Below are 19,818 nucleotides of genomic sequence, written 5' to 3'. Positions count from 1 at the left end.
CGGCGGGGCGGGGTCCGGAGGAGGCGGGCTAGCGCAGGCGCAGGGCCTTCATCGCCTTGAGGCTGCGGGTCATGAAGGCCGCGTACTTCTCGTCGTCCATCCCGAAGGACGGGGCGAGCGGGATGAGGCGCTGCTGGGCGACGGTCTGCGCCTCGGTGTACTTGAGGATGCCCTCGGAGCCGTGCCGGCGGCCGAGCCCGGAGTCCTTCATGCCGCCCATCGGCGACTGGACGCTGCCGTACGCGGGGGCGTACCCCTCGTTGATGTTGACCGTGCCGGTGTTCAGTTTCGCCGCCACCTCGTGGCCGCGGCGTGAATCCTTGGTCCACACCGAGGAGTTGAGGCCGTACGGCGTGCCGTTGGCCTGCTCGATCACCTCGTCCTCGTCCGTGAAGCGGTAGACGGAGACAACCGGCCCGAAGGTCTCCTCGGTGCACACCGCCATGGGCGACTCGACGCCGTCCAGGATGGTGGGCTCGTAGAAGAGGGGGCCGATGTCGGGGCGGGCGACGCCGCCGGCGACGAGGGTGGCTCCCTTGGCGACGGCCTCGTCGACGTGCCGGGTGACGGTCTCCAGCTGGCGTTCGCCGACCAGCGAGCCCATGTCCGCTCCGTACGCCAGTGATCGACCGAGCCGCATCGCCTTCGTTCGTGCGGCGAATCGATCGAGGAAGGCGTCGGCGATCGATGCGTGCACGTACAGTCGCTCGATCGAAATGCAGAGCTGACCGGCGGAGGAGAAGCAGGCACGGACCGCGCCCGCGGCCGCCTTCTCCACATCGGCGTCGTGCAGCACAAGCATGGCGTTCTTGCCGCCCAACTCCAGGGATACGCCCACCAGTCGGGCCGCCGCGCCCTGGGCCACCTCGCGGCCGGTGCGGGTCGAGCCGGTGAAGGAGACGTAGTCGGCGTGCTTGACGACCTCGGGGCCGACGACGGGACCGCCACCGAGGACGACCTGGAAGACCTCGGCCGGGAGGCCCGCCTCGATCAGCAGGTCGCGTGCCCACAGGGCGGTGAGCGCGGTCTCGGTGTCGGGCTTCATCACGACGGCGTTGCCGGAGACGAACGCGGGCAGCGCGTCGCCCACCGACAGTTCGAACGGGTAGTTCCATGGCGCTATCTGCCCGACGACCCCGCGCGGCTGACGCAGCTCCGTGACCTTGGTCAGGGTGGGTACGACGCCCGTGTGACGCCTGGGCTTCAGGTAGGCGGGGGCCTTGCGGCCGTAGTGGCGCGCGGCGACCGCGACCGCCTGCACCTCCTCGTGGGCGTGCAGCCGCGCCTTGCCCGTCTCCAGCTGGATCAGGTCGAGCACCTCGGCCTGGCGGGCGAGCACGAGATCGTGGAAGCGCAGCAGCACGGCGGCCCGCGCGCGGACCGGTGTCGCGGCCCAGGCGCGCTGTGCCGCGCGGGCGCGGGTGAACGCCTCGGCGACGTCCTCGGGGGTGGACTCGGGCAGGTCGGCGAGTTTGTCCCCGGTGAACGGCGTGTGGTTGGCGGTCCGCCCCGAGCCGACCACACCCCGCGTGAGCTGGGCGACGAGCTGCGCCGTGACCACGTCGGCGGCGGTGCGCGCGCCGGCCGGGGCCGGGGCCACCGGGTTGGTGCCGGCAGGTGTGCGGGTGGTCGTGGGCGAGGCCTGCGAGTCCGTCATGGGGGGAGCGTATGCCGGGACGGGCACTTTCGGTACCCGTCGGTAACAGCTTTTCGCACCCCGTCGACCATGCCAGCGATCACTGGCCGCATAACTGCTGATCAGGGACTTGTGGCGGATCAGGGTCGCCCACAACCGCAGGGTCAGAGGTCGTGGATCTTCAGACCCTTCTCGACTTCCGCGAAGAGCGCCCCGCCGTCCTTGGACGCCTTGCCGGCCGCCGGCATCGTCACGCGCAGCCGCCAGTAGGTCGTGCCCGCACCCGGCACGAGCAGCTCGTGGTAGCGGTAGCGGACCGGGTTGGTGGCCGAGGACGAAATCGGGGTGTACTCGGTGACCAGGTCGTACGCCTTCTTGCCCTGGTGCACGACGGTCGTGGTGGTCACCTTGGCGTCCTTGAACTCGACGCCGTTCCTGCCGCCCTTCTCGTAGTACGCCTTCCAGGCCGCGGGGTCGGCCGGCAGCGTGGGCTCGCCGCTCTTGTCGGCGGCCGGGTCGAGCCGGTCGGCGTAGATCGTGAAGACGGCGCTCGGGTCGTCGTACGTGACGCTGTCGCCCTCGCTGCCCTGGGTGCGGGCGTAGTCGTCGGGGACCGTCATGTCCGCGTGGAGCACCTCGTTCTCCGGCCGGACCTGCCACCCGGCGGGAAGCCCGCCTCCGCCTGCGCCGAACGGGTCCGCGACGATCAGCACGACCGCGGCCGCCGCCGCCACGAACCCGCCGCCGAGCCCGTACCGCGCACGGCGGCTTTCCACGAGAACCGGCGGCACCCAGCGGCTCGCGCCGGCCGGTGACGTGCCGCGGTCGAACAGCCCGCTCCCCGCGCCCGGGGCGCTTCCCGCCGCCGCGGCCGGCGCCGGGGCGGCCACGGCCTCCAGCGTGGCCCGCACCTCCGCGGAACTCGGCCTGGCAGCCGGGTCCTTGCGCAGCAACTGCATGACGAGGGTGCCGAACGCGCCGGCGCCGCGGGCCGGCATCTGCGGTTCGGCGGAGAGCACCGCCTGGAGGGTGGCGGGGGTGTTGCTGCGCCGGTAGGGCGACATGCCCTCGACTGCCGCGTACAGGACCACCCCGAGCGACCACAGGTCGGACTCGGGACCGGGACGCCGGCCCAACACCCGTTCCGGGGCGATGAATTCGGGCGAGCCGACGAACGCGCCCGTCTCGGTCAGGCCCTGCTCGCCCTCCACCTGGGCGATCCCGAAGTCGGTCAGCACGACGCGGTCACCGCGCCCGAGCAGGACGTTGGCCGGCTTGACGTCACGGTGCAGGACGCCGGCCTCGTGGGCCGCCGCGAGCGCGCCGAGGACGGCGAGACCGATCCCGGCCGCCTCACGGACGTCGAGCGTGCCCTCCTGGAGCCGGTCGGCGAGCGACTGGCCGCTGACGAGTTCCATCACGATCCACGGCCTGCCGTCCTCCATGACGACGTCATGCACGGTGACCACGGACGGGTGCTCGATGCGGGCGGCGGCGCGGGCCTCGCGCCGCATGCGCAGATGGACGGTGGACCGTTCGCGCTCCCCCAAGTGGTCCGGCACACGCGGTTCCTTGACCGCCACGTCGCGCTCGACGACCTCGTCACGGGCCCGCCAGACCGTGCCCATCCCGCCGGACCCGAGCCGCGCGAGGAGACGGTAGCGGCCACCGAGCAGCCGGCCGGCGCCGTCGCCGACGTCGTCGCCGCCGCCGACGACGACGGGCTGCCGCTGCGTCGGCTCATGCGGTGCCGGGTCGTGCGGGCTCCTGGGCTCGTGCGGTGCCGGGTCGTGCGGGTGCTGCCGCGGCACCGGAGCGGGCTCCGGGGGCCGCAGGGCGTAGCTGGTGGGCTCGTCCGCCCGCCCTCCGTCGTTCGTCATGACCACATCCTGACGAACGGCGTGCCCCGGTGCCACGCCGGGCCCGGTGCGGATGCAGACCCGTGACAGAAGCGCGGAATCCGGAGCCGGAGGCACCTAGTCCGGATCGGAGCCCGGAGTTCGGAGTTCAAAGCTCGGCGTTCAGAGCTCGGCGTTCAGAGACCGGCGTTCAGAGCCCGGAGTTCGCAGCCCGGCGCTGAGAGCCCGGCGCTGAGAGCCCGGCGTTCAGAGCTCCGGTACGAAGGAGTCGAGCGCGGTGTCGAAGGTCCGCTTGGCCTCGTCGAGCCGGCCGATCGGCGCCGACACCCACACGTCGTACATCCGCCCCGGGACGTCCCAGGAGACGTCATAGGTGTGCCGGGCGCCCTCGGCCTTGGTGAAGCCGTTCCAGGTGAACTCCCACAGCGCCGCGTCGTGCCCGTGGTGCGTGGTGGCGGTGACCTTGCCGTCGCGGTAACCCGGGTTGGTGACCGGCCCGTTGGCGGCCGACTGCTTCATGACGCCGAGCGGCCCCCCGGCCACCGTGTGCTGCGTCCTGATCCCCACCTTGAGGGCGCCGTCCGGTGAGTTGTAGAACACGCGTTGCGCGTCGGTGGTGCGTACGTAACCGTCGGGCAGCGCGATCCCGAAGCCGTCCGGGTCGCGCACGAACTGGAACCCGTCGGGAAGCGGTGGCAGGGCGGCCTGCCGCGGGGCCGGCGGTGGAGGCGGAGGCGGGCGCCGCGGCGCATCGCTGCGCGGTCGGGTCGCGCCTGTGTCGGGCGTGCCTGTGTCGGGCGTGCCGGTGTCGGGCGTGCCGGTGTCGGGCGTGCCGGTGGCGGGCGCCCCGACCGCCACGCTCGGCGAGGTCCGCTCCCGCGTGTCCCGGTCCGCACCCAGGCCGTCGAGCGCGAACACCGCGACGACCGCGCCCGCCCCGGTCAGTACGAGGACGAGGGCGGCTGCCGCCAGCAGGCTCCGCTTCCGCCACGGCCGGGCGACGGAAGCGGTCCTGGCGACCGGGGTGTTGGCCGGCCCGGGAACGGAGTGCCCGGTGCCGGGCGGGCCGGGAGGGAGCGGTGCGAAGGCCTGCGGGGAGGCGACGGCCGGGGCCGCGCCCGAGGCCGGTGGCGTGGCGGGTCCGACGCGGTCCGCCGGTGTGGGGCGGCGCGGGGGTGTGCTGCCCGTCGCCATGAAGGCGCGCAGCAACGATTGCGCCTCCACCGCGCCCAGGCGGTGCGCCGGGTCCCGCTCCAGGAGGCCCTGGACGACGGGCAGCAGCGGGGCCGCGGCGGCGGGCGGCCGGATCTCGTCGAGGACGACGGCGTGCAGGACTCCGCCCAACGAGTCGCGGTGGAAGGGGGATTCGCCGCTGAGGGCCGCGCACAGGAGTGCGCCGAGCGACCACAGGTCGGACTCGGGGCCGGCCCCCGCGCCCTGCATCCGTTCCGGCGCGGTGTACTCGGGTGACCCGACGAACGCGCCTTCTTCGCTGATGGTCGAGGCGCCGGGCACCTGGGCGATGCCGAAGTCGGTGAGCACGACACGGCCGCCGTCCTCCTCGATGAGGACGTTGGCGGGCTTGAGGTCGCGGTGGAGCACCCCCCGGGCGTGCGCGGTGACCAGCGCACCGAGGAGCGCCACTCCGATCCGTGCGGCCTCGTCGGCGTCGACGGGCCCCTTGGCGGCGAGCAGGTCGGCGAGCGAGCCGCCGTCGACGAGCTCCATCACGATGTACGAACGGCGGGCCCCGGCCGCGTCGTCCCGCGCGTCGTCCCGCGCGCCGTCCTCGACGACGTCGTGCACGACGATCACGTGCGGGTGTTTGATCTGGGCGACCGCCCGCGCCTCGCGCAGGGCCGCGGTGGCCGGGGCGCCGCCTTCGGGATGGAGTTCCTTGACGGCGACCTGGCGGCCGAGCAGTTCGTCGTGCGCCCGCCAGACCGTGCCCATCCCGCCGCGCCCGAGCCGCCTCCCCAGGCGGTAACGTCCGGCGATCAGACGGGAGTCGGGCCGGTCACGGGATCCTTCCGGCTGGTGCTCTGCTGTGGGCATGGGGTTCCCCCTCGATCTCCCCGCACGCGTGAAGGCCCATCATGCCGCACCCCGGCGGCCTCCGACGGCGTTCGCCACACGCGGGGAAGAGCCCCGTGGGGCGAAGGGCCCCGCAAGGCGAAGGGCCCAGCGGGGCCCGCCCGGTCAGCCGCCCGTCGACGCCGCGGGCTGCCAGCCCTGGAGCACCGTGTCGAACTGCTGGCGCGTGGTCGCCCAGTCCTCCTCGGGGCCCGACATGTAGAGGGCGTACTCGGGCTTGCCGCCGTCGCCGTAATACATCTGGTCGATGGCGTGCCGCTTGCCGGGGAAGTCCTGCTTCTCCACGTAGGTGAACTCCCACAGGGACGCCTTCACCTGGTCGCGGTAGTTGTTGCTGTGCAGGGTGACCCGCTTGTACTGCGGCAGCCGGTCCTTGAGCGACTTCTCCATGTTGAGCATGTGCATGTACGGGTTCTCGAAGTCCGGCACCTTGTCGACGCTGATCCGGATGCGGTGCTTGCCGTTGTCCGGGGTGTAGTCGATCTCGTTGCCGTCCATCTGGCGCTTCCAGCCCTTGGGGACGAGCAGGCTGAAGCCGGCTTTGTCCTTGACCCGCTGCCAGCCGGCGGGCAAGGACTGGTCGCCGCCGCCCGGCGACCGGCCGGCCTCCGGGGAGGAGGGCGCGGCGGAACCGGAGGAGCCGGCTCCGACACCGGCGCCCGAACTGTCCCGGCCTTCCTGGTACTTCAGATAGGCGAATCCGGTCCCCACGCCGACCACGGCGGCCAGCGCGACCACCAGTGCGACGGTGCGCCAGCGCCGCCTGCGCGGCGCCGGAGCGTGGGGGTGGTGCGGCGCGGGCGCGGCCGCCGTCACCCGGGGCTGCGGCTGTGCGGGGGCGGGTCGTTCGGGGACTGGCTGCGGGCGCGGAGCCGGGTTCACCACGGTGGGCCCGGTCTGGGCGCGCGCGGCCGAGCGCAGCTCCGCCGCGGAGAGCGGGCCGGTCGGCACATGGGCCTGCGCGGCCTGGGAGGCGCGTCCCTCCATCGCGTCGAGGAACATCCGCTCGGCCTGCTCGACCGAGGGCCGCTCCTCCGGCGTCTTGCGCAGCAGCGCGATGATGACGGGGCCCAGCGCTCCGGCGCGGTCCGGCGGCGGAGGCTCCTCCTCCACCACGGCCTGCATGGTGGAGATCGGCGAGTCCCTGCGGAACGGCGACACGCCCTGCACCGCCGCGTACAGGGTTGCGCCGAGCGACCACAGGTCGGACGCCGGCCCCGGGTGGGCGCCCTGGACCCGCTCGGGCGCCAGATAGTCGATGGAGCCGACGAGTTCACCGGTCTTGGTGATGGTGACATCGCCCTCGATTGCGGCGATACCGAAGTCGGTGAGCAGCACCCGGCCGTCACGGGCGAGCAGCACGTTGCCGGGCTTCACATCCCGGTGCAGGACACCGGCGGTGTGCGCGGCGCGCAGCGCGCCGAGGACGTGCAGTCCGATGCGGGCGGCTTCGCGCGCCTCGATGCGGTGGCCGTCGGCGGCCTTGACGGCGTCGGCGAGCGAGGGCCCGTCGACGTACTGCATGACGATCCAGGGCCGGTTGTCGTGGTCGAGGACGTCATGGACGGTGACCACGCCGGGGTGGGTGATGCGGGCCGCAGCGCGCGCCTCTTTCTGCGTACGGGCGTGCAGCACCGCGCGGTCGGCCTCGGCGACATAGAGGGCGGCGGTCAGTTCCTTGACGGCCACGGTGCGGTGCAGGACCTCGTCGTGGGCGCGCCAGACCTTGCCCATGCCGCCGCGGCCTATCGCGTCTCCGAGCCGATAGCGCCCGGCCAGCAACAGCCCCGCTCCGGAGCCGCTCGTGCTGTGAGTGTTTTCCACGTCCCCCGCCCGCCCAGACCTTTCCTACGGAGCCAGATTACGGAGCGGAATCCGGCCAGGGAACCTCGGGGCACCCAACCGTGACCCCGCGAACCGCCCATACCGCGATGACCTGGCCTTTCACCGGTGCAACGCACCTCGCACACACATGGAATCCCGTGCGGGCGGGGCGATTTCGGGGAGAACGGAGCGTGACCGGCCGTCAGCGGGTGGCCCGGTAGGCGCCGGTGGCCTGCCCGAAGATCTCTGTCACCTTGTCACGCTGGGACTCGGGGCCGATCACCTGGACCACGTGATATCGGCCATTGACAATCAGGGCGAGATTGCGGACGTACACCTGCCGCCCGCTGCTGTCCCGCCAGGTGAACTGCCCCTCGGCCATGGACTGCTGCCCCACGTCGATGCGGCGCAGACCCGAGGAGGTGGACCAGCTGGAGTCCCGGAACGGCTGGAGTTCGCGCTCCTTGTCCGCCTGGTAGGCCAGCGGATCGGAGCCGTCGGCCTGCACGGTGTCCCGCCCCGGCACGACAATCAGCGTGAAGTCGCCGCCGACATACCGGACTTGACCGGCATCGTTCATCGGCCGGCGCTGCCAGCTGCTGTCGACGCCGACCTGGAACCCCTCGGGGTCCTTGCGCACGACGTATCCGGCGGCCGGCGGGGAACTCGTCCCGCCCGGGCCGGTGGTCTGCGTCTGCTGGGAGGGGGGCGTGCCGCCGGGCGTCGGCGCGGGCGGATTCCCGGCCGGCGAACCGGGGCTCTGCTGCGCCGACGAGCCCGGGCTCTGCTGCCCTCCGGTGCCCGGCGGACGGGCGCCCGTGTCCTGCCCGGATCCGGATCGGGGCATGAACAGGACGGCGTACGCGATCGCCCCTGCCAGCAGCAGCAGGACGAGGACCAGGAGCAGCCGGCCGAGCGATCTCGGCTTTCCGGCCGGCGGCGCGGCCTGCCGGTGCCGGTGCCGGCCGTGCTCGACGGGGGCCCCGGCGGGCTTCCTTCGGCGCCGCACCAGTTCGCCCCTGCGGCGCACCACGGGAAGCTTGGTGTCGTCCGGGACGATCACCGGGGCGATGCGGGTGCCGGCCTCGGGCTCGGGCGCGGACCGCACCAAGGAGCGCAGCCAGCCGCGTACCTCCTCGAACTCCGGGCGCTCCGTGGGGTCCTGACGCAGCAGCGACTCCACGACGGGCCGCAGCGGTCCGCACTCCTCGGCGAACGCGGGCGGCTCCCCGCACACCATCTGTACGAGGTCGGCCGCGCTCTCCTCCGGGTACGGGGCGTGCCCCTGGACCGCGCGGAACAGCAGCGCGCCCAGGGCCCACAGGTCGGTGGCGGGGCCGATCGGCGGGGCGAGGCGCCAGTTCTCGTGTATGGGCCCGGCCTGTTCGGGCGCCCACCGCTCGGTGACCGCCCCCACGACAGCCATCCTCGTGTGCCGGGCCCGCTCGGCCGCGAGCCGGTTGGCGGGGCCGCGGTAGGCCGCGTCGGGGGCGGCCTGCGGTCCGTCCGTGGGGTGCTGTCCGGGGGTGGGGCGGGGCTGATGCACGGCCGTCCGCTCCGGGGCGGGCGCCGAGGGGCCGGGGTGCGGCATGCGCTGGGAGTCCGCACGGAAGGCGTCGGCCCGGAACCCCGGCGGCAACGCGGGCGTCCTGGGCGCGGACGCCTGAGCCCGGGGCGCTTCGCGGCCCGCGGTACGGGCGGGCCTGGAGGGGCCGGAGGGGTTCGGGGCGCTGGACGCGGCGGAGGGTTTGCGGGGGTCGGAGGAGGCGTTGGAGGTGGCGTCGGCGCCGTTGTACGGCCGCGGGGCTCCCGGGGCGTGGGGGCCGCTGTCGCCGTTGTACGGGCGCGGGGTGTCGGGCTGCGGCGTCGGGGCTCCCTCGGCCCGGCGCCCGGCGGGACGGGGCACCCAGCGGCCTGTCACGGGGTCGTACTGGCGGCGGGTGCGGCCGGAGTCGGGGCCCTGGTCGTCGGCGTACGGACTGGCGCCGCCGGCGGCTACCCGCACCCCGCGCACGGGGTCGTACATGCCCCGGCCGGCATCGGTCGCGCCGGCTGCCCATGCCTGCGTCTCCGCCTGCGGCGCCTCATCGGTCCGGGCCCCGGCCCCGGTCCCTGTCTCCGCCTCCGACTCGGCCCCCGCCTCCGGTTCCGCCTCCGGATGCGCCTCCGCTTCCGCCTCTGCGGACCAGCTCCGGTCGGCTTGGCCGGGCAGGGCCGTCCGTCCAGGCAGCGCTGCTTGGCCGGGCAGGGCTGCGTGGCCGGGCAGCGCGGATTGGCCGGGCGCCGGGCTGCCCGGCCGCTGCTCGGGCAGGGAGGCGTCCGTGCCGGTGCGCGCGGCGGCCCTGGCGCCCGCGCGGTACGCGGCGATCACCCCGGCCCTCCCGGCGGCCCCGGGCGGCGCGGGGCGCGCGGCGGGAGCGGGCTCGGCGGCGGCCCCCGGATCGGTTCCGGGATCGGTTCCGGGATCGGCTCCGGGATCGGGCGGCTGAGCCGAAGTGCCGTACGGTGAACCCTCGTTGGGGTCGTGTGTCGCCGTGAGCCGCGGCGTGCCGCCGAAGCCGTCGTCGTCGTCCGGGGAGAGCGGCACGGGGGCGTACCCACAGAGCGCTTCCTGTGCGGCGCCCACCGCGAGGCCGGTCAGGACGACCCGCCCGTCATCGCATATCAGGACCGTACGCGCCGTGATGTTGCGATGGGTCCAGCCGTGCGCGTGCAGCACCCGCAGCGCGGTCAGCACGTCGGAGGCGACCTCCGCGGCGCGAAAGGGGTTCATCGGACGGTCCGCGAGAAGCGCCGACAGGGGGCGCGCGGCGATCAGTTCGCTGACGATCCAGAGGGAGCCGTCCTCTGCGAACACGTCGAAGACCTGGTCGAGACGGGGATGGTCGGGGATCTGCGCGGCCGCCTGGGCCGCCTCGACGGCGCGCCGCACCGCGGGGTCGGTGGGCCTGCGAGTGGTACGCCCGTACCCCGGTGCCTCGCCGTATCCGCTCGGGTATCCGCGCTCGTCGCCATGGCCGCTGCCGTTACCGCTGCCGAATTCCCCGGCATGGCCGTAGGGATCGCGGCCGCTGTAGGGGCCGGCGTTGCCGTAAGGGCCGGCGTTGCCGTAGGGACCGCCGTCGCCGGAGGGGCCACCGTTGCCGTGTCCGCCGCCGCGCATATAGGCGTCCGGAGTCCCGTACGCGTCGTCGCCTTCGAGTACTTCCGCGTCGACGACCTCGGGCAACGGGATCTGACGGACCAGGACTTGCTGCCCGCTATAGCTGTCAAAGGCCGGCGTCTCGACCAGGTCGTAGCTGTCGTCGAGGGGTAGCGGCAGCCGATAGCGGTCGGCAAGCACCCGACCCGCATAGTCGTCCACGACGCCTCCCCACAGCGCGCTGTTCCCCCGGATCACGGCGCTCACACCCGCCGCAACCCGTCAATTCCGGTCGTTTACCGGCCCATTGCGGCTGCGTACCGTCCGCGAGCTCTCACGATACGTGGCCCCGGCGCGTCACGTCCGGGGGATACCCGTTTCCCCGGGCGACGCCGCCACGACCCCCGCGCCGGGCCGGGAACACCGGTCAGGCGGGCTGGAAGGTGGCGAAGAGCGCGGCCAGCGTCTGCTGCGTCGCCGGCTTCGACCAGTCCGCGTCCTTGGCCGAGAACATGATGCCGTAGCCCCGGCTCGTACTGACCACGAAGCCGCGGTCCACCGAGTGGTACTTGGTGCCGCTGTCGTCGTAGGTGAACTCCCAGTCGGCCGCGGGCCATCCGCGGTAACTCACCGCGGCTATCTTCACCCGCTTGTACCCCGACCTCGTCATGGATGACTCCTGGTTCATCCAGTCCGCCACTGGGTTCGACTTGGGGGTGTCGGTCCAGCCGATCAGCAGGCGCTGCCCGTCGGGACCGGTGAAGCGGGCGCCCGCGTCATCGGTCGACTTGTACGACCACCCCGCGGGCAGCCCTATGGAGAAGCCCTGGTCCGACTTGTACGGCGTGGTGGCCACGGAGCCCGTGCCACCGCTCTTGCCTCCGTCACCGCTGCCCGCGTCGGCACCGGTGCCGTCGCCCGTACCCGTGCCGTCGCCGGTTCCCTTGCCGTCGCCCTGGCCGGCCGTGGAGCCCTGACCGTTCGACGAGCCCTGCCCGGACGGGGTGCTTCCGCCGGACGAACTCTGCCCACTGCCGCCCTTCTTGCTGCTGGCGGGGGTGCCGCCGGCCGCGGGCCCGCTGGAGGCGGCCTTGTCGCCCTTGGCCTTGCCCGTCGTCTCGTCTCCCCCGCTGAGCGAGATGGCGAGCACCGTGCCGAGTATGGCGAGCGCGGCGACCACCGCGATGATGATCAAGGTGCGGCGCGGCACGACGTCGGTGAGCGAGGCGCGCGGCGGCGGGACGGGACCGGACGGCGAACCGGTCCTCGACCGCGGCGCGGGCACCGCCTTGGAGCGGACGTCCCGCGCCTCCCGGGCGCCCTGCGCCTTCTCCTTGGCGGACGCCTTGGCCTCGGCCGCCGCGTTCCGTACGGACTTGAGCGCGCCGCGCATCCGCTCGGCTGCCGCGTCGCTCTTCGGCTCGCGGGGCAGCGGGGGCAGCGGAACCACCCGGGTCGCCTCGGACGACACCGGCTCGGGCACGGGCTCCTGGTACTCGGGCGCGTTGAGCACCTCGGTCAGCAACTTGCGCGCGGCCGCGTTGTCCAGCCGCTGCGCCGGGTCCTTGGCGAGCAGTCCGTAGATGACCTGCTCAAGGAGGGGCCCGGCGTTCTTGGGCGGATCGACCGGTTCGGTCATCACCGCGGTGAGCGTGGCGATCGCCGAGCCCTTGTCGTACGGCGGCACGCCTTCCACGCTCGCGTACAGCAGCCCGCCGAGCGACCAGAGGTCGGCGGCCGGGCCCGGCTTGTGGCCGCGGGCCCGTTCCGGCGAGATGTACGAGGGCGCGCCGACGAGCATGCCGGTGGAGGTGATGGAGGGGTCGCCCTCCACCTGGGCGATACCGAAGTCGGTCAGGACGACCCGGCCGTCCTCGGCGATCAGCACGTTGGACGGCTTCACGTCACGGTGCAGGATGCCCTCGCGGTGGGCGGAGCGCAGCACGTCGAGGATGGCTAGGCCCACCTCCGCGGCGCGGCGGGGCGTCAGAGTGCCGTCCTCGCGCACGGCTTCGGCGAGCGACTTGCCCTCGACCAGCTCCATCACGATCCAGGGCCGGTCGTCCTCGTCCACGACGTCGTAGACGGTGACGGCGGCGGTGTTGCGGATCCGGGCGATCGCCTTGGCCTCGCGCAGGGTGCGCGTGATGAGCCGGCGCTTCTCGTCGTCGTCGATGCTGGAGGGGAAGCGGAGCTCCTTGACGGCGACGGTCCGCCCGAGCGTCTCGTCAACGGCCCGCCAGACCGTTCCCATTCCGCCCCGCCCGAGCACGCCCCCGAGCCGGTACCGCCCGGCGAGCAACCGCCCTTCCCCACCGTCCACGTCACCTTCGCCACCAACCCCGGCAGCACCGGCAGCACCGGCAGCACCGGCAGCACCGGCCGAGGCTGGGCCGGCCGAGGCTGGGCCGGCCGAGGCTGGGCCGCCGGATGCCCCGCCCTTGGCCAGACCCACACTGCCCTTGGCATCGACACCACCCCTGTCAACCGCCGTACCGGGCTTGGCGCCAGCGCCTCCGGAGATTGTGGGGGTTGCTGGGACTGCGGGGGTTGCTGGGACTGCGGGGGTTGCTGGGACTGCGGGGGTTGCTGGGGTTGCGGGGCTCGCCTTGAGGCCCGGCTTACGGTCCTCAGGCGCGGAGGCCGGCTTGGCGTCAGCGGGCTTGGGGGCGGGCTTCGCGTCGGCGGACTGGGAGGCCGGCTCGGTGTCGGCGGAGCCGGGGTTCGGCTCCGCGTCGACGGGCCCCGGGGTCGCGTTCGCGTCAGCCGACCTGGAGTTCGCCTTGGCGCCCGGCCTGGCGGCAGCGGAGCCGGGGTTCGGCTCGGCGTCACCGGGGTTCGGCTCGGCGTCAGCGGACCCAGAGTTCGCTTTCGCGTCAGCGGAGCCGGAGTTCGCCTCGGCATCCTCGGGCCGGGAGCCCGACTTGGCATCCTTGGCCTTGGCCTTGGCTGCCGCATTGCCGGCCGCATCGGCGGTGCCCTCCGTACCGAGCGAGTTGGCCTTCGCCTCGGCGGTGCCCGCACGTGCCGCGTCCGTACCGGACTTGGCGACCGACGCCCTCGGATCGGGCCGCCCCTTGGCGCCGGCCGCACGCGGCTTGGCCGCGGAGGTCCGGTCCGGCTCGGCGGCACGCGAGGCCGTGCCTCGACCGGGTCCGGCCGTCCGGTCACCCGCGGCCGCGGCGTCCGCCGCATCCGCCGGGCGCCGCCCAGACTTCGTGCCCGCCTCGCCCGAGGCGGATTCTGCGGGCGCCGACGACGCCCCCGGCTCCTGTCGCTCGTCCCGCTGGGGTTCCCGCGACTGCTCCGCCTCCGACATGCGTCCCCTCTGCGATTCCTGATCTTCGCCCGCGCCGGCCTCGGCCCGCGGCTCGCGGCCCGCCCTCATGGAGGCGGCCCGGCTCACCGCTCCGACCTGCCTGCCCGGCCGGGTGCCCGACCCGCCCGGAGCCGTACTCGAACCCGGCGACCGCGCGAGGCCCATAACCCGCCCTGGCAGAGCCCCCATTGTCCCTCACGCCAGGACCGGTGATGGTCCCGGGTCCATCGGCCGCCAAGTTGGCCGCGGAGGAAGGGAAGCCCAGCGTGCCGAGGCTTCGGAGGCCGTTCGTCGTAGCGATGATCACAGCACTGTGCGTCATCGACACGGCGTCAAAACCCGGCAAAGCGGGCCCTTCTCGCGCTGAACAGTCCCGTGCGGCGCGCGGCCCCGACCGGGCACCGACGGCGGCGTCCCGCCATCCGGCACCGCGCCCGGCACCCCATCCCGCACCCGGGCACTCGGCACCCGCCGAGCACCGCGACGGTCGACACCCTCCACTCGCGAGGACCTCCCCACGCGGGCGGACGGCATCACCAGGTCGTCCGTGGGCCACCAAACCGCCGGTGGGCCACCCAAGGGTTCGTGGCCCACAACTCGCCCATGTCCCCTAACTCGTCCGTGACCCCGAGCCGTTCGTGGCCCTGAGTCGTCCGTGACCCCGAGCCGTTCGTGGCCCTGAGTCGTTCGTGACCCCGAGCCGTTCGTGGCCCTGAGTCGTTCGTGGCCACCGTAGTCCCGCGAAGGGCCGCTGAGTACAGAGCCGGAGCACGGAGGACGGGTTCGGACCGGACTCGGCGACCCCGCCGCCCCCTCTCTTATCTCTCCCATCTCTCCCGCACCAGCGATCTCCGCCGCCCGTCGTGGTTCAGACCGGGGCGATGTCCGGCGCTCCGAGTCGGGCCGCGTCCGCCGTCAGGTCGTCGGGCTGGCGCTGCGACTCCCGTTCGGCCTCCACCCGCTTCTCGTAGTGCTCCACCTCCTTCTCGATCTGCTTGGTGTCCCAGCCGAGGACCGGTGCCATCAGCTCCGCGCACTCCCGGGCCGAACGGGTGCCGCGGTCGAAGGTCTCGATGGAGATCCGGGTGCGCCGGGTGAGTACGTCGTCCAGGTGGCGGGCCCCCTCGTGCGAGGCCGCGTACACGATCTCGGCGCGCAGATAGTCGTCCGCCGCGGCGAGCGGCTCGCCGAGCGTGGGGTCGGCGGTGATCAGCTCCAGGAGGTCCTCGGCCATCGACCCGTACCGGTTCAACAGGTGCTCCACGCGCACCACATGCAGTCCGGTCCTGGCCGCGATCCTCGCCCTGGCGTTCCACAGCGCCCTGTAGCCCTCGGCGCCGAGCAGTGGCACGTCCTCGGTGACGCAGGCCGCCACCCGCTGGTCGAGCGCGTGCACCGCCTCGTCCACAGCGTCCTTCGCCATCACCCGGTACGTCGTGTACTTGCCGCCGGCCACGACCACGAGCCCGGGGACCGGGTGTGCGACGGTGTGTTCGCGCGAGAGCTTGCTCGTGGCGTCCGACTCCCCGGCGAGCAGCGGCCGCAGGCCGGCGTACACGCCCTGCACGTCGTCCCGGGTCAGGGGCACCGCGAGCACCGAGTTGACGTGTTCGAGCAGATAGTCGATGTCGGCGCTGGACGCAGCAGGATGTGCCTTGTCGAGGTCCCAGTCGGTGTCGGTGGTGCCGACGATCCAGTGCCGGCCCCAGGGGATGACGAAGAGCACGGACTTCTCGGTCCGCAGGATCAGGCCGGTATTCGAGTGGATCCGGTCCTTGGGCACCACCAAATGGATGCCCTTCGAGGCCCGTACATGGAACTGTCCCCTCTCCCCGATCAACGCCTGGGTGTCGTCGGTCCACACTCCGGTCGCGTTGACGACCTGCTTGGCGCGGATCTCGTACTCCCCGCCCGCCTCTCCATCCTGCACCCTGGCACCGACAACGCGTTCGCCCTCGCGCAGGAAGCCCACCACCCGGGCCCGGTTGGCGACCTGCGCGCCGTACGAGGAGGCGGTGCGCACCAGGGTGGTCACATAGCGGGCGTCGTCCATCTGCGCGTCGTAGTACTGCAACGCTCCGACCAGCGCGTCCTTCTTCAACGCGGGGGCCACGCGCAGCGCATGGCGGCGGCTCAGGTGACGGTGGGTCGGCAGTCCCCGGCCGTGGCCCGACGACACGGACATCGCGTCGTAGAGCGCGACGCCCGATCCCGCGTACAGCCGCTCCCAGCCCTTGTGCTGGAGCGGGTAGAGGAACGGGACGGGTTTCACCAGGTGCGGCGCGAGCCGTTCGAGCAGCAGGCCCCGCTCCTTGAGCGCTTCGCGTACGAGGGCGAAGTCGAGCATTTCCAGGTAGCGCAGCCCGCCGTGAATCAGCTTGCTGGACCGGCTCGATGTGCCCGACGCCCAGTCCCGCGCCTCGACGAGGCCGGTGGCCAGGCCGCGGGTCACCGCGTCGAGTGCCGTGCCCGCGCCGACCACCCCCGCGCCCACGACCAGCACGTCGAGCTCGCCCTCCGCCATCGCGGCGAGCGCGTGTGCGCGCTGCTCGGGTCCCAGTGTCGCTGTCCTCACGGCATGCCTCCGGTTGGTCGGGGTGGTCCCGCAGACCGGGTGGTCTGGCTCACACACTCGATTCTGGACGGGACCGCCGACATCGGCCACCGCCTGTGGACAACACTCGCTCCCCCACACCCTCCCAATGCCGCAAATCAGTCATATTTCCTCTTAGTCTGACATTCCGCACGTCCATTCTGTCCACAGGGCTTGCGCTCCATGTCCCCTCCGGCTAAGGGAAGGACGGTCACATGCCCGCAGACCTCGCCGTCATCGGACTCGGCCACCTGGGCCTGCCCCTCGCCCAAGCCGCCGTCGCCGCCGGCATCCAGACCGTCGGCCACGACACCGATCCACACGCCGTCGCCGAACTCACCGCGGGGCGCACCCCCGTGGACGGCTCGCTCACCCCGGCCGATCTGCGCCGCATGTTCGCGGGAGGTTTCCGCACCACCACCGACCCCGCCGAACTGGGCCGTGTCCGTACCGCCGTCATCTGCGCCCCCACCTCCCTGGGCGCCGACCGCACCCTCGACCTGGGCGCGGTGGCCGACGCCGCACGGGCGCTGGCCCGCCGGCTGCGGCCGCACACCACCGTCATCCTGGAGTCGGCCGGATACCCCGGAACCACCGAGGAATTCCTGCGCCCGCTCCTCGAAGAGGGGTCCGGTCTGCTCGCCGGGCGCGACTTCCACCTCGCCTGCTCGCCCAGCCGCATCGACCCCGGCAACCGCACCCACAGCTTCGCGGCGACCCCCAAGGTCATCGGCGGACTCACCCCGGCCTGCACGGAATCGGCCGCCGCGTTCTACGCCCGGCTCACCGACAAGGTGGTGCGCGCCCGGGGGCTGCGCGAGGCCGAGATGTCCAAGCTGCTCGAAACCAACTTCCGGCACGTCAACATCGCCCTGGTCAACGAAATGGCCGTGCTCTGCCACGACATGGGCGTCGACCTCTGGGACGTCATCCGCTGCTCGGAGACCAAGCCGTTCGGTTTCCAGGCCTTCCGCCCGGGACCCGGCGTCGGCGGCCACGGCATCCCCCTCGATCCGACCCCGCTGCCCTACGCGGGCCTGCGCATGGTCGGCCTGGCGCGCGAGATCAACGCGCACATGCCCAGCTATGTCATCCAGCGCTCCACCACGCTCCTCAACGAGCACGGCAAGTCGGCGCGCGGGGCCCGCGTCCTGCTGCTCGGCGTGACCTACAAGCCGGACTTCGCCGACCAGGAGGGCTCCCCCGCCCAGGAGATCGCCGGGCGCCTGATGGATCTGGGGGCGCAGATCACGTACCACGACCCCCTGGTGCCCACCTGGCGCGTCCGTGACCAGCCGGTGCCGCGCGCGGACTCGCTCTACGAGGCCGCCGCCCACGCCGATCTGACGGTGCTGCTCCAGCACCACCGCACGTACGACCTCCAAGGGCTCGCGGTCAAGGCGCAGCTCCTCCTGGACACCCGGGGCGCGACTCCGGCGGGCGCCGCGCACCGGCTCTGATCCCTGTGGGGTCGCAGTGTGATCTCCGTGCGGTCCCAGTGTGATCCCGGCGTTTATTTATCCCCTACTTGTCATGGACCGGCTGTTACTCTTCGAGGCCGCTCAGTCGCACAGTCGTGCGGTTGTCCATGTTTGTTTCCAGGGGGAACGCGAAGATGAGCCAGTCCTTTCCGCAGCAGGAACAGCCTCAGCAGCCGGGCCCGTTCGACCAGGCCCAGCCGCCGCAGGGAGGTTTCGGCTACCCGGCGGCGCCGCCGGCCGCTCCGGTGCGGAACAACTTCGCGCTCGGCCTGATCGTCGCGATCGTCGCCGCCGTCGTCACGGCGGGCGTCTACGGCGCGATCATCGGCGCCACCAAGCACGAGATCGGTTACGCGGCCGTGGCGGTCGGCTTCGTCGTCGGCTTCGCCACCGGCAAGGTCGGCGGCCGCAACCCCGCGCTGCCCGTCCTCGGCGCGGTGCTCTCGCTGGTCGCCGTCTACTTCGGCCAGCTCCTCGGCGAGGCGATCATCGCCGCCAAGGAGCTGCCGGTGACCGTGTCGGAGCTGTTCTTCCAGCACTTCGGCCTCCTGAACGACGCATGGAAGGCCGACGCCGACCCGATGACCTTCCTCTTCTTCCTGATCGCGGCGGTCGCCGCCTTCTCGGGCGCCAAGAAGGCCGCCGCCTGATCGGACGCACGCCATGCGGAAGGGCCCGGATCGATTGATCGATCCGGGCCCTTCCGCATGTGCGGACGTCGCGTCAGCGCTTGTGCTGCGCGTCCGCCACCGTGACCTCGACCCGCTGGAACTCCTTGAGCTCGCTGTAGCCGGTCGTCGCCATGGAGCGGCGCAGGGCGCCGAACAGGTTCATCGAGCCGTCCGGGGTGTGCGAGGGACCGGTGAGGATCTCCTCGGTGGTGCCCACGATGCCCAGGTCGACGAGCTTGCCGCGCGGCACGTCCTCGTGGACGGCCTCCATGCCCCAGTGGTGGCCGCGGCCCGGCGCGTCGGTGGCGCGGGCCAGCGGGGAGCCCATCATCACGGCGTCGGCGCCGCAGGCGACGGCCTTCGGGATGTCGCCGGACCAGCCCACGCCACCGTCCGCGATGACGTGGACGTAGCGGCCGCCGGACTCGTCCATGTAGTCGCGGCGGGCCGCGGCGACATCGGCGACGGCGGTGGCCATCGGGACCTGAATGCCGAGGACGTTGCGGGTGGTGTGCGCGGCGCCGCCGCCGAAGCCCACCAGGACGCCGGCCGCGCCGGTGCGCATCAGGTGCAGCGCCGCCGTGTACGTGGCACAGCCACCGACGATCACCGGAACGTCCAGCTCGTAGATGAACTGCTTCAGGTTGAGCGGCTCGGCGGCGCCCGAGACGTGCTCGGCCGAGACGGTGGTGCCGCGGATGACGAAGATGTCGACCCCCGCGTCCACGACCGCCTTGGAGAACTGGGCGGTGCGCTGCGGGGAGAGCGCGGCGGCGGTGACGACACCGGAGTCGCGCACCTCCTTGATGCGCTGCCCGATCAGCTCTTCCTTGATGGGCGCCGCGTAGATCTCCTGGAGGCGGCGGCTCGCGGTCGCCTCGTCGAGACCGGCGATCTCTTCGAGCAGCGGCTGCGGGTCCTCGTACCGGGTCCACAGACCCTCGAGGTTGAGCACGCCGAGGCCGCCCAGCTCACCGATGCGGATCGCCGTCTGCGGCGAGACCACGGAGTCCATGGGGGCGGCCAGGAAGGGCAGCTCGAAACGGTAGGCGTCGATCTGCCAGGCGATCGAGACCTCCTTCGGGTCCCGGGTGCGCCGGCTCGGGACGATGGCGATGTCGTCGAACGCGTACGCCCTGCGGCCGCGCTTGCCGCGCCCGATCTCGATCTCAGTCACGTTGTGTGGGCCTTTCCCTCTA

General features: G+C 72.8%; 10 protein-coding genes. 2 read left to right on the top strand and 8 right to left on the bottom strand.

What is annotated here, in order from left to right; genetic code table 11:
• Positions 1–28: 28 nt before the first annotated feature.
• The 7 genes from AB0D31_RS16245 to AB0D31_RS16215 form a co-directional block, all read right to left on the bottom strand.
• On the bottom strand, positions 29–1,657 hold the full coding sequence (locus AB0D31_RS16245) for a succinic semialdehyde dehydrogenase (protein ID WP_362722732.1): 1,629 nt from the start codon (positions 1,655–1,657) through the stop codon (positions 29–31).
• A 143-nt stretch (positions 1,658–1,800) separates the two neighbouring features.
• Positions 1,801–3,516, bottom strand: a complete 1,716-nt coding sequence (locus AB0D31_RS16240) for a serine/threonine-protein kinase (protein ID WP_362722730.1) — start codon at positions 3,514–3,516, stop codon at positions 1,801–1,803.
• 225 nt (positions 3,517–3,741) lie between these two features.
• Positions 3,742–5,550: a serine/threonine-protein kinase gene (locus AB0D31_RS16235; RefSeq protein WP_362722728.1), complete on the bottom strand. Its 1,809-nt coding sequence runs from the start codon at positions 5,548–5,550 to the stop codon at positions 3,742–3,744.
• Positions 5,551–5,694: 144 nt separating this feature from the next.
• Entirely contained in the window at positions 5,695–7,413 is a 1,719-nt protein-coding gene (locus tag AB0D31_RS16230) for a serine/threonine-protein kinase (RefSeq protein ID WP_362722726.1), read from the bottom strand.
• A gap of 202 nt (positions 7,414–7,615) precedes the next feature.
• A complete protein-coding gene (locus AB0D31_RS16225; RefSeq protein ID WP_362722722.1) occupies positions 7,616–10,777 on the bottom strand; it encodes a protein kinase in 3,162 nt (1,053 codons plus the stop codon).
• Positions 10,778–10,982: 205 nt separating this feature from the next.
• Entirely contained in the window at positions 10,983–12,878 is a 1,896-nt protein-coding gene (locus AB0D31_RS16220; protein ID WP_362722720.1) for a serine/threonine-protein kinase, read from the bottom strand.
• 1,864 nt (positions 12,879–14,742) lie between these two features.
• A complete protein-coding gene (locus tag AB0D31_RS16215) occupies positions 14,743–16,449 on the bottom strand; it encodes a glycerol-3-phosphate dehydrogenase/oxidase (RefSeq protein ID WP_362722718.1) in 1,707 nt (568 codons plus the stop codon).
• Between the two features lie 233 nt (positions 16,450–16,682).
• Between AB0D31_RS16215 and AB0D31_RS16210 the strand changes: the two genes are divergently transcribed.
• Both AB0D31_RS16210 and AB0D31_RS16205 read left to right on the top strand, forming a co-directional pair.
• Positions 16,683–17,927, top strand: a complete 1,245-nt coding sequence (locus tag AB0D31_RS16210; protein WP_362722715.1) for a nucleotide sugar dehydrogenase — start codon at positions 16,683–16,685, stop codon at positions 17,925–17,927.
• 155 nt (positions 17,928–18,082) lie between these two features.
• Positions 18,083–18,598 carry a hypothetical protein gene (locus AB0D31_RS16205; RefSeq protein WP_362722712.1) on the top strand — a complete coding sequence of 172 codons (516 nt, stop codon included), beginning with the start codon at positions 18,083–18,085 and terminating at the stop codon, positions 18,596–18,598.
• Positions 18,599–18,671: 73 nt separating this feature from the next.
• Here the strand turns inward: AB0D31_RS16205 and AB0D31_RS16200 are convergent, their stop codons facing one another.
• Positions 18,672–19,796 carry a GuaB3 family IMP dehydrogenase-related protein gene (locus tag AB0D31_RS16200; protein WP_362722709.1) on the bottom strand — a complete coding sequence of 375 codons (1,125 nt, stop codon included), beginning with the start codon at positions 19,794–19,796 and terminating at the stop codon, positions 18,672–18,674.
• Positions 19,797–19,818 lie beyond the last annotated feature (22 nt).

Origin of the sequence: Streptomyces sp. NPDC048361 (assembly GCF_040651795.1) — a bacterium.
Lineage (GTDB): Bacteria > Actinomycetota > Actinomycetes > Streptomycetales > Streptomycetaceae > Streptomyces.
The sequence above is the reverse complement of the archived record's forward strand: the minus strand, read 5'-3'. Positions and strand labels throughout refer to the sequence as shown.

What these genes read in the sequence shown, in the direction of transcription:
- AB0D31_RS16205 (WP_362722712.1), top strand. Translation starts at nt 18,083, where the DNA reads ATGAGCCAGTCCTTTCCGCAGCAGGAACAGCCTCAGCAGCCGGGCCCG.
- AB0D31_RS16235 (WP_362722728.1), bottom strand. Translation starts at nt 5,550, where the DNA reads ATGCCCACAGCAGAGCACCAGCCGGAAGGATCCCGTGACCGGCCCGAC.
- AB0D31_RS16240 (WP_362722730.1), bottom strand. Translation starts at nt 3,516, where the DNA reads ATGACGAACGACGGAGGGCGGGCGGACGAGCCCACCAGCTACGCCCTG.
- AB0D31_RS16245 (WP_362722732.1), bottom strand. Translation starts at nt 1,657, where the DNA reads ATGACGGACTCGCAGGCCTCGCCCACGACCACCCGCACACCTGCCGGC.
- AB0D31_RS16210 (WP_362722715.1), top strand. Translation starts at nt 16,683, where the DNA reads ATGCCCGCAGACCTCGCCGTCATCGGACTCGGCCACCTGGGCCTGCCC.